Raw genomic sequence first — 9,039 nt, forward strand, 5'->3', positions numbered from 1 at the left:
AGCGGCACCGGGAAAGAACTTGTCGCCTCTGCGATCCATGATGCCTCATTCAGAGCCGGGAAAAAGTTTGTACGGGTCAACTGCGCCGCTCTTTCAGAGACACTTCTGGAAAGCGAACTGTTCGGGCATGTCAAAGGTGCCTTTACTGGTGCATACAGGGACCGTGCCGGCAAGTTCGAATTTGCAGACGGAGGAACCATTCTCCTCGATGAAATTGGAGAGATTTCACCCTTGATGCAGGCAAAACTGCTTCGTGTTCTTCAGGAAAGGGTAGTGGTCAGAGTAGGGGATAACCGGGAGATTCCGGTAGATGTGAGAGTAATAGTCTCAACCAACAGGAATCTGCGCCAGCTTGTATCAAAGGGTAAATTCAGAGAGGATCTTTTTTACCGTCTGAATGTCTTTCCAATCCATGTCCCGCCACTTCGGGAACGCGGTACTGATATCCCTCTTCTCATAGGACATTTCATCAGGAAATTCAGTATCAGTACCGGGAAACGGATAAGATCATGCTCACCAGATGCGATGCGTTTCATGATGGAGTATTGCTGGCCGGGTAATGTGAGAGAGCTTCAGAATGCCATAGAACACGCGTTTGTTGTCTGTCAAAAGGAGGAGATCGGGGTTCCGGATCTTCCTTTTGAGCTCCGGGTCACAGCGGTCAGGGAGGGAATATGTGCGGAAAGAAAAGCCGGCCTTCTGCAGCCACTTTACACCACACCAGTCCTCACGGCTAAAAAGAACAACCGTCTCGATATTACACGGGAGGTACTCGAAAGTGAACTGGCTAAACATAATGGAAACAAGGCGGCAACTGCAAGGGCGCTTGGAATAAGCAAAGTGGGATTGTGGAAGAAGATGAAGAAGATGGGGATGATATGATTTTTGCTGCCGGTGGCATTCATACAGCCGCAAAGAGGGAAATTCCCGTTAAATCAGGGTGTAAGCCACACGGCATTTATGCTACCGAAGATTGGAGGAATCCCCCGCTGGAAGTGCCCCCTTATTAAGGGGGTATAAATGTGGGATTTCCTACCCACCATGTTCCTGTGCTCGTAATAGTAAATTAAGAAAAAGAATCAAAAAAACCTGGATGGCTGTGCACGTTTCTCTTGTACCATCGTACTGTCGTATTGTCGTACCATCGTGTTGCCGTATTGTCGTATCCTGATGAACTGTGGTGGGGAAAACACAACATCTTACAAGCCCGATTCATCGGGCTTCTTTTCAATAGCTGTGGCATTTATGCCACAGCTATAATTTTTCTATTGACTATTCACCTCCGGAGTCATCATCCGACAAACAGCTTTCAGCCATTCCCATTTTTCAGGCTGTGGAGAAAGTAAAACCGCCAATGACCTCTCCTCGGTCTCGTAGGTGTTCCCTATATAAGCGGTCTGCTGAGGAGGTTTCCCCCTGTCATATCTGGTGTCAAGAATCACTGTCCAGGGCCCGTTTGAAAACTCCGGAGGCAGGACAAAGCGAACAGGTTTCCAGTACGCATTAAGAAGCACTATCATCGTGTCATCTTTAATCCTGTTCCCCCTCTCATCCTTCTCATCATTTGCATCACCGGCCAGAAGCATCCCTATACAGCGGGTTTCAGGATTTTTCCAGTTCGATTCCATAAACTCGCTTCCATCCGGAAGAAACCAGGAGACATCCTTTTTACCCGGATTCATGATATTTCTTCCATGCAGGAAATTGCTACGCTGAAGCATGGGGTGCTCTTTCCAGATGGAGGTGAGATATCTGGTGAAAGCGAGAAAGTTTTTCGCGTTTTCATCGAGATCCCATCTTATCCATGAGATCGGGTTGTCCTGACAATAGGAATTGTTGTTGCCGTTTTTGGTACTGAGTGTCTCATCGCCCGCCAGGATCATCGGTACCCCCTGAGAGAGGATAAGGGTAGCCATGAAATTTCTTCTCTGTTTATTGCGCAGATCATTGATCCTCTTATCATCTGTATGCCCCTCGACACCGCAGTTCCAGCTCAGGTTCTCATCCATCCCATCCTTGTTATTCTCCCCGTTAATCTCATTGTGCTTCTTCTCGTAAGTTGTGAGATCAGCCAGGGTAAAACCATCGTGTGATGTGATAAAATTTACACTGGCATAGGGCTTTCTTCCACCGCGTTCGTAAAGGTCACTGCTTCCAGTGAGTCGATATGCCAGGTCACCGGCCTGTCCGGGATCCCCCCTCCAGAATCTGCGCACGGTGTCTCTGTATTTACCGTTCCACTCAGCCCATAAAATCGGGAAATTCCCGACCTGATACCCTCCCGGTCCCACATCCCAGGGCTCTGCGATAAGCTTTACCTGTGATACGACAGGGTCCTGATGAATAATATCGAAGAATGCCGCCAGACGATCCACATCGTAGAACTCACGGGCCAATGATGAGGCCAGATCGAACCTGAAGCCATCAACGTGCATTTCAAGAACCCAGTACCTCAGACTGTCCATCAGCAATTGAAGATAGCGCGGACCGGCCATATTGGGTGTATTACCGGTCCCCGTATAATCCATGTAATATCTTTTCTTGTTCTTTACAAGTTTATAGTAGTTGACATTATCTATTCCCCTGAAGCAGAGTGTAGGGCCAAGATGATTCCCTTCGGCTGTGTGATTGTAAACCACATCCAGGATCACCTCTATTCCTTCCTTGTGAAGGGTCTTTACCATTGTCTTGAACTCATCCACCTGCTGCCCGTAAATTCCGGCGCTGGAATAGCCTGAATATGGTGCAAGGAAGCCGATTGTGCTGTAACCCCAGTAATTTCTAAGTCCCTTTTTTACCAGAAAATGATCGTGAACAAAATGCTGAACCGGCATCAATTCGATTGCAGTGATATTGAGTTTCCTGAAATAATTAATCATCTCCTCACTGGCTATGGCTGCATAGGTGCCCCGGTATTCTTTCGGTACCTTCTCATTCAAAATTGTCAGACCCTTGACATGTGCCTCATAGATAAGGCTCTTGTTGAGAGGTATTTTGGGATGAGTATCATTGCCCCAGGCAAAGCAGGTGTTTACAACTACGGATTTTGGGACAAAAGGCGCACTGTCCCGTTCATCAAAACTGAGATCTTCATCTTTGTCACCAACCTTGTACCCGTAGACTGCATCATCCCAGATTACATCCCCGGCAATCGCTTTTGCATAGGGATCTATCAAGAGCTTGTTAGGATTGAACCGGTGGCCATTTTCAGGATCGTAGGGTCCATAAACCCGGAAACCGTAGAGCTGGCCCGGACGAATATCGGGAAGGTAGAGATGAAAAACCTGATCGGTATTATCCACCATCTTTACACAATCCGTTTCTTTTCCTTCGGAATTGAAAAGCACAAGCTCCACGGATGTGGCAAATTCGGAAAAGAGGGCGAAATTAACACCAGTTCCATCCCAGGTCGCGCCAAGGGGATAGGAGTAGCCTGGCCAGACTTTCATATAACGCTCCGAAAGTGATATTCAGGAGGAGTTAACTTGGTTACGCATTAGAATAAAACAAGAGGTGTGCCAGATGGTCGTTTAACTTAAAGACACCGATATTTGCTCTCAAAATCGGGATCGGTATCGGCATCGGCATCGAATACAAGAATCCCCCGCTGGAAGCGCCCCCCTTAAAAAGGGGGGATAAATGCAGGATCACTTGCCATTGTTATCATACTCGTAATTGTAAATTAGGAAGGAGAGTCAAAAAAAACACGATGGCTTGGCACGTTCCTCTCGTACCATCATACCACCGTGTTGTCGTGCTGTCGTATTGTCGTGCAGTCGTGCTGTCGCAGCTTCAGGCGATCTTCTTATCCTTCTTCAGCGAGTATACAGGAGAAGCCTCCTTGAGAATAACCTCCCTGGTAACCATAACCTCCCTTATGTCATCACGTGACGGAACTTCGAACATGACAGGAAGAAGTGCCTGCTCCAGAACGCTTCTGAGCCCGCGCGCTCCGGTCTTTTTGCGGTAGGCGGTTCTCACTACCTCCCGTAAAGCATCACGTGTGAAGGTCAGCCGTATGCCCTCCATGCTGAAAAGCTTCTGGTACTGCTTTGTAAGCGCGTTTTTCGGTTGTGTCAAAATCTGCATCAGTATATCTTCATCCAGTTCGTCAAGTCCCAGAACCATGGGAAGTCTTCCCACTATTTCCGGTATCAGACCGAACCTTATGAGATCATCGGATTCCATCCTGCGCAGAACCTCTCCGATCCTGTGATGATCCTTGCGCTTTACTTCCGCATTGAAACCCATCCTGCTCTCGCCGATTCTGGCCTCAATTATCTTCTCCAGACCCTCGAACGCTCCTCCGCAGATAAAAAGAATATCGCGTGTGTTAATCTGGATCAGGTTCTGCTCAGGATGCTTTCGTCCACCCTTGGGAGGAATACTGGCAACAGATCCTTCCAGAATCTTAAGCATCGCCTGCTGAACCCCCTCCCCGGACACATCACGGGTTATCGAGGGATTCGCTGATTTTCTGGAGATCTTGTCGAACTCATCCACATAGATTATTCCCTTTTCCGCCTTGGGGACATCGTAGTTTGCCGCCTGAAGCAGGCGCACAAGCATGTTCTCGACATCCTCACCCACATAACCGGCCTCTGTGAATATGGTGGCATCGACAATAGTAAAGGGCACCTTGAGCATTTTGGCCAGTGTCTGAGCGATGAGAGTTTTTCCTGTGCCGGTCGGCCCGATCATCAGGATATTTGACTTGTCAATTTCGACCCCGTCGTTGTCTGACTGTGAACGGGATAGAATCCTCTTGAAGTGATTGTAAGCCGCGACACACACTCCGGTCTTTACTTCATCCTGACCGATTACATACTGGTCGATAAACTCCTTCATCTCCTTTGGAGAAGGCAGTGTGTCGATACTGAGATCTCCGGGAACAGCGGAGCGCTCCTCACGCAGTATCTCGTTGCACATGTCAACACATTCGTTGCAGATGTGCACGGATGGTCCGGTGATGAGTTTCCCTACCTCGTCGGGACCCTTTCCACAGAACGAACATTTGATTCCCGGATACCGGGCCCTGTTGGACATATAATATTATTCCCTTTTCGTCAAGATTTCGTCAATCAAGCCATAAGCCTTGGCTTCCTCTGCAGACATGTAGAAATTACGGTCTGTGTCCCTGGCAATTACCTCCAGGTCCTGGCCTGAGTGCTTCTGGATGATTTCATTGAGATTGTTCTTTACGCGTACAATTTCCTTCGCGTGAATTGCAATGTCGGCCGCCTGACCTCCCGCTCCGCCAATTGGCTGATGAAGCATCACTCTGGAGTGAGGCAGGGCAAAACGCTTCCCCTTCGTGCCTGCTGCGAGCAGAACCGCACCCATGCTGGCTGCCTGCCCGATACAGATTGTTGACACATCCGGCTTTATATACTGCATCGTATCGTAGATTGCGAGTCCGGATGAGACCACGCCGCCGGGAGAGTTAATGTAGATGGTGATATCCTTTTCTGGATCCTCATATTCCAGAAAAATGAGCTGTGCCATCACCAGATCTGCAGTCGTGTCATCAATGTCAGATCCGAGAAAGATAATCCGTTCTTTTAACAGACGAGAGTAAATATCGTAAGAACGTTCGCCCCTTCCGGTCTGCTCAATCACCATTGGAACCAGTGGCATAAAACTATTCCTTTCTTAATTCTATTCCTGATTTATTATTACAAGTCTGAGGAAAGATTATTGTACAGAAAATCGGTTTTTCAAAAAAATACATTACTCTCTGACAAGTACAGAAAGTCTTCAGGACCTTTAAAAATTCTTACCGGCCCTGAAGAGAGATCATACTCAAAAAAATATCTCTGTGCAAAGATCAGTAGGAAAACTTTCCTTCACCGGGGTTACAATTACCCCTCCGCCTTTTCTCCGGTTTCAGAGCTTTCCCCTATAAGATAATCAAGGGTCTTCTGCTCCCGTATATCATCACGGATTTTCAGCGTAGTCCCGTTTTTCCTGAAAGTCTGCTTTAATTCCTCGAAAGGATGATTATAGATCTCCGCCAGCCTCTGGATCTCTTTATCAACATCTTCCTGGGTCGCTTTGATATTCTCCTTCGCGGCGACATAGTCGAGGATTCTCTGGCGCTTGATGGCGCGTATCGCGGTTTCAGTATACCTGGACTCCAGTTCTTCCCTGGAAGGAGCCGCTGTTCCAGGCCTCTGATACCGCATCGCTTCCTGCTGCATGTAATCGATAAACTGCTCGATACGAGCCGGAGGTACATCGAAGGGATTGTCATCAATAAGCTTGTCTATAGCCTTGTTGTAAGCCTCGTTTTTAGACCTGTTCTTCTCTTCAGCTTCCAGATTATTCCTGATCTGTTCCCTTAGTGCGGCTTCATCTTTGAAGTCCCCTAGTTTCTTTAAGAACTCCTCATTTAACTCCGGAAGAACCTTCTCCTGCACTGCAACGACCTTAATCTGGAACTGTCCACCTTTTCCGGCAACCTCTGAATCAGGGTAATCATCCGGAAATTTTATATCGAGATCAACTATGTCTCCTGCTGAATGTCCTATCAGACCTTTGTCAAAATCTTTTATCCGGTTCTCTCCCCCTATCTCAACAGGGTATTCCGGATTTTTAATATCTGTCCGCTCCTGACCATCAATAACCACCTTCAGGTACTCATAGCTGATAAAATCGCCTTTTTTAGCTTCGCGCTCAACAGGCTTGAACTCCGCAAACCTCTCCCTGAGCTGCTCTATGGAATCATCGACATCACTGTCCTTTATTTTCTTAGGTGATGCCTTAATCTTGAGTTTGTTGTATCCCTTGATCTCGATCTCAGGATCCACCTGAGTTTCTATTGATATATGAACCGGCCCGTTTTCGGGTGTGTTGATATCATTTAGTTTCGCGGGTGATACAGGAAAAATCTTGTTCTCCTCACAAGCCTCTTTGTAGGACTTCTGAATCAGTTCATCAATTACTTCTTCCCTTATTGAATGCCCAAAACGCTGCTTTATAATGGAAACAGGGATCTTTCCGGGACGGAAACCGGGAAGTTTCAGGTCTTTTTTGTATTTGTTCAGTTTCTGGTCAAATGCACTCTGCACTTCCTCCTGCGGGATTTCGATTTCGATTACCCTTTTCCAGCTTTCCGGTTGAGATACTGTTGATTTCAAGTATTCATTGCCTCCTGAGTATGTGAATTTGCCAGAATTTCGCTAATGCGAGAAGGGGGACTTGAACCCCCACAGGTTGCCCTACCAGATCCTAAGTCTGGCGCGTCTGCCAGTTCCGCCATCCTCGCAATTTTTGCCCCGTGAAGGGATAAATCTAAGGAAAATAAGTGATTTAAGCCTTAAATCACAAGTTGAAAGTAGACTATGATCAGAATGCTTCCATGTTTAAGGCCTCACTTTCTTGAACTATGATCAAAAAAGTAACCATATTTAGACAGAATGTGAGATTACCCGATGAAACGCTCTGGAACTGCTGACCTTCCCCTTCATTATGGAACTGTACCTCAATGGCTCTCAGAGCGCATGACCGCCCTGGGAAGGGAGATTATCCGTGCGATTGTGGAGGACTACGGGCCTGAAGAGGTTCTGCGGAGGCTCTCTGATCCCTTCTGGTTCCAGGCTTTAGGATGTGTCCTGGGGATGGACTGGCACTCCTCCGGAATAACCACCTCTGTTATGGGCGCACTCAAAAGGGCGATAAATCCTCTTTCCGGTGAACTGGGGATATTTGTATGCGGCGGCAGAGGCAAGCATTCCCTGCGTACGCCTCAGGAATTGATGGATGTTTCGGGGAGAACCGGACTCGATGGCGATTCCCTTGTAAGGGCATCGAGACTGAGCGCAAAGGTGGATAACACCTGCATTCTAGATGGATTCAGCCTTTATCTTCACACGTTTATCCTGTCCCGAAGCGGGGAGTGGACCGTGGTTCAGCAAGGGATGAATCAGGACACCCGTATGGCACGGAGATACCACTGGCATTCAAAAAACATCAGATCTTTTGTCGATGATCCCCACACTGCGGTGGTCGGTAAAAACCAGGGCCTGATCACAAATCTCAGCGACAGCCGCGCATCGGCAAACAGGAATGGTATCACCGAATTCCTCCTCCAGCATCCTGACACTCAGCTCCGTGAGCTCCGCAGACTTACCATGCCCGGACCGCATCAGATCCGGCCTGAGCATGTAAACTCAAAACGTCTGGGCGCGGTTCTGACTCTCGCTTACGAAAAACAGTACCGGGAGTTTACCGATATACTGCTGCTCCGGGGGGTGGGGCCCCGTACGATCCAGTCCCTCTCTCTTGTCAGTGAGATCATACATGGCGCACCGGGGCGTTTTGATGATCCGGCGAGGTTTGCTTTTGCCCACGGGGGTAAAGATGGGGCTCCGTTTCCGGTTCCCCTGAAAGTTTACGATGAGAGCATATCTGTGCTTCGCAATGCAGTAAACAGGGCCAGAATCGGAAGGAGCGATAAGCTAAAGGCTGTTGGGGTGCTCTCCCGTCTGACGATGGCAATAGAAAAGAAACACGAACCTTTTGCCGATGTGAATAAGGTTATCCGGCATGAATGGAAGAGATCGTCAGAGTACGGAGGGATGACTATCAAGGGTCCGGTGGATCCTCAAATGTAAAATGTTTGTTTCTTAAAGCCCGGTTCACCGGGCTTTTCTTTACTAGAGCCGAAACGATGCCGCCGAAAAATGCTCCGAAAAAATGCTCCGTAATTGCCGCCGAAAAATGCGCCGAAAATACCGCCGAAATTATTTATTGTAAAATCGCTTGATTTTTAAATTTTCTTAACTATATAATTTAGACATAACCAGTACTTTTAATGGAGCATCCAGTTTCCGGAATGCTCGGGAAAGGGGGGAACGAAACAGGATCGTTACTGTTTTAATTCACCTGCTAATATTTATGAATTGTATATCTTAAGGAGGAATTATGAATCGCAAAGGTTTTACACTGATTGAGCTGATGGTCGTTATTGTAATTATTGGTATCCTGGCAGCACTGGCTATCCCGAAATTTACCGATGCTTCAGCGAAGGCGAAGATG

The 9,039-nt window shown here is 47.6% G+C and carries 7 protein-coding genes and 1 tRNA gene; 3 read left to right on the forward strand and 5 right to left on the reverse strand.

The genetic code is table 11. The features are described from left to right. The coding region (locus GX089_11965; protein NLP03204.1) for a sigma 54-interacting transcriptional regulator at window positions 1–882 on the forward strand (882 nt) is incomplete at its 5' end. Between the two features lie 383 nt (window positions 883–1,265). Here GX089_11965 and glgX read toward each other — a convergent pair. The 5 genes from glgX to GX089_11990 form a co-directional block, all read right to left on the reverse strand. Beyond that, the gene (glgX, locus tag GX089_11970) at window positions 1,266–3,449 is read right to left on the reverse strand and encodes a glycogen debranching protein GlgX (GenBank protein ID NLP03205.1); all 2,184 of its coding nucleotides are present in this window, start codon (window positions 3,447–3,449) and stop codon (window positions 1,266–1,268) included. Window positions 3,450–3,792: 343 nt separating this feature from the next. Then, window positions 3,793–5,046: an ATP-dependent Clp protease ATP-binding subunit ClpX gene (gene clpX, locus GX089_11975; GenBank protein ID NLP03206.1), complete on the reverse strand. Its 1,254-nt coding sequence runs from the start codon at window positions 5,044–5,046 to the stop codon at window positions 3,793–3,795. A 6-nt stretch (window positions 5,047–5,052) separates the two neighbouring features. Continuing rightward, window positions 5,053–5,637: an ATP-dependent Clp endopeptidase proteolytic subunit ClpP gene (clpP, locus tag GX089_11980; protein ID NLP03207.1), complete on the reverse strand. Its 585-nt coding sequence runs from the start codon at window positions 5,635–5,637 to the stop codon at window positions 5,053–5,055. A gap of 224 nt (window positions 5,638–5,861) precedes the next feature. Then, window positions 5,862–7,139 carry a trigger factor gene (gene tig, locus GX089_11985; protein NLP03208.1) on the reverse strand — a complete coding sequence of 426 codons (1,278 nt, stop codon included), beginning with the start codon at window positions 7,137–7,139 and terminating at the stop codon, window positions 5,862–5,864. A 46-nt stretch (window positions 7,140–7,185) separates the two neighbouring features. Next, a tRNA-Leu gene (locus GX089_11990) sits at window positions 7,186–7,267 on the reverse strand. 166 nt (window positions 7,268–7,433) lie between these two features. Here GX089_11990 and GX089_11995 point away from each other — a divergent pair. Further along, on the forward strand, window positions 7,434–8,615 hold the full coding sequence (locus GX089_11995) for a DUF763 domain-containing protein (GenBank protein ID NLP03209.1): 1,182 nt from the start codon (window positions 7,434–7,436) through the stop codon (window positions 8,613–8,615). Window positions 8,616–8,925: 310 nt separating this feature from the next. Next, window positions 8,926–9,039, forward strand: a 114-nt coding sequence (locus GX089_12000; GenBank protein ID NLP03210.1) for a prepilin-type N-terminal cleavage/methylation domain-containing protein, incomplete at its 3' end; no start/stop codon positions are given.

Origin of the sequence: Fibrobacter sp., assembly GCA_012523595.1 — a bacterium.
Lineage (GTDB): Bacteria > Fibrobacterota > Chitinivibrionia > Chitinivibrionales > Chitinispirillaceae > JAAYIG01.